The sequence below is a fragment of the Rhodoblastus sp. genome (genome assembly GCF_041915505.1).
In the GTDB taxonomy this organism is placed as follows: Bacteria; Pseudomonadota; Alphaproteobacteria; order Rhizobiales; family Beijerinckiaceae; genus Rhodoblastus.
This window is the reverse complement of the sequence record NZ_JAYSBG010000518.1, coordinates 1-1641: the sequence shown is the minus strand read 5'-3', so window position 1 is coordinate 1641 and position 1641 is coordinate 1. Positions and strand designations below refer to the sequence as shown.

At 72.0% G+C, this 1641-nt stretch carries 1 protein-coding gene and 1 pseudogene; one reads left to right on the top strand and one right to left on the bottom strand.

Going from position 1 to position 1641, the window contains the following annotated elements; all coding sequences use genetic code 11:
• Positions 1 to 417, top strand: a pseudogene (locus tag ACE3S9_RS19330) (hypothetical protein); the annotation flags it as partial.
• A gap of 27 nt (positions 418 to 444) precedes the next feature.
• Here ACE3S9_RS19330 and ACE3S9_RS19325 read toward each other — a convergent pair.
• The coding region (locus tag ACE3S9_RS19325; protein ID WP_374548103.1) for a DUF2336 domain-containing protein at positions 445 to 1641 on the bottom strand (1197 nt) is incomplete at its 5' end.

Genomic DNA, 1641 nt, shown 5'->3' with positions numbered 1-1641 from the left:
GCGCTGCTGCGCATGCGCCACGCGGAGCGGCTGGTGAATCGCCGGATCCTCGCGGACGCGGTCCGCCGGGCGGCGCCGCCGACGCGCAAGCCGCGCGCATGGCCCCGGATCTCCATCTGGCAGGGCGAGAAGGACAAACTCGTCGACCCGCGCAACGCCGAAGCCCTCGCCGCTCAGTGGAGCGCGGCGCATGGATTCGACGGCCCGCCGACGACAGAGGCGTCGCCGCGGCCGGGGGTCAGGCGGCGCCTGTGGAGCAAGCCGAAAGGCCCCGCTGTCGAGATCTGGACCGTCGCGGAAATGGGGCACGGATTTCCCGTGGACGGCGCCGACGGCGGGCATGGAAGCTTCGGAATCACCAAAATCGGCCTGCCGGCCGCGCAGATGATCGCACGCTTCTGGGGCATAGGCGCCTGAGGGGCGCCTCGATCCTTCGCACCAGGCTCAGGCCGCCATCAGTTCTTTTTCCAGGGCGACCAGATCGACCACGATATCCGTTTCCGACAGCGGTTCGGTCATCAGCTCGACGACGGACTCGACGGCGGCCGGCTCGGCTTCCGCCGTGAGCGCCGCGACCGCTTGCGGGGCTTCCGCCAGCGTGGGCGCAGCGACCGGCGGCGCGGCGAATTCGGCCTGTTCCTCACGCAGGCGGGCGAGGCCTTTCTTGCCCGCTTCGCGCGCGGCGTCGGCCTCGAAGCGGCGCAGCAAGGCGATCAGCCGCGCCAGCGATTCATCCTGCGCGGCCTCGCATTGGCCAAGCACATATTGGATCACCGGCAGGCGCCAGCCGCCCTCTTCCCCTGCATCCTGCGCCGCATCGCGCGGCGCGCGGGCGAGCGCGGTCAAAGCGGCGTGGAAAGCGACCAGCAGAGCGGTCGGCAGGCCGGCCTTGGCGTAGAGCGCGGCGAAGGCGGGCGCTGCCGGCTCGCGGATCAGGCCGGCGACGCGGCGCGGCCCCATGCCGGTCAGTTCGACCAGGGTCGCGGCGAACAGGCCGGTCTGGCCGCACAGCAGCGCGCGCAAGGCGAGGCCGGCGGTCAATTGGCCGGAGACGCGAAGATAAGCCGCGAGCGCCGCCGTTTCCTCCGAAAAGGCGGCGCATCCGGCGGCGATGATGAGCGCGGCGCGTTCGCGCGAATCCTTGGCGATCCGCTCGGACCGCGCCGGCGACAGCCAGTTGCGCCCGACCGCGTAATCGGCGAGCTGGCGCGCGGCGGCGGCGGCGAGAGCGGCGCGAACCGAGCCCGGCAGCCAGGGCCGGCCCAGAAGCGCCTCGCGCAATTCGGAATCGCCGCTGAACCGCTCGACCATGCGGCGCATGGCGAATTCAGGCAGATTGGCGCCTTCGTTGACGGCCAAGGCGATCAGAGCCTCGCGCCCCGCCACCTCGGCGAGGGCGGAGGCGACCGCCGGCGACAGTTCCGGGCGCAGCGCAATGGCGGCCTGGGCGACCGAATCGCCAACCGAGGCGCAATCGATCAATTGCGCGTCGGTGAGCAGCGGCGAGCGCGAGAGCACCACCGAGGAAACATCGGACTGGTCGAGGGCGAGGCCGACAACGATGGCCGGCGGCGCCTCGACCGCGCTGGCCAGGCTTTCGGCGAGCGAGCGCCGCACCAGCGGCGAGGCGTCGTCGAGCAT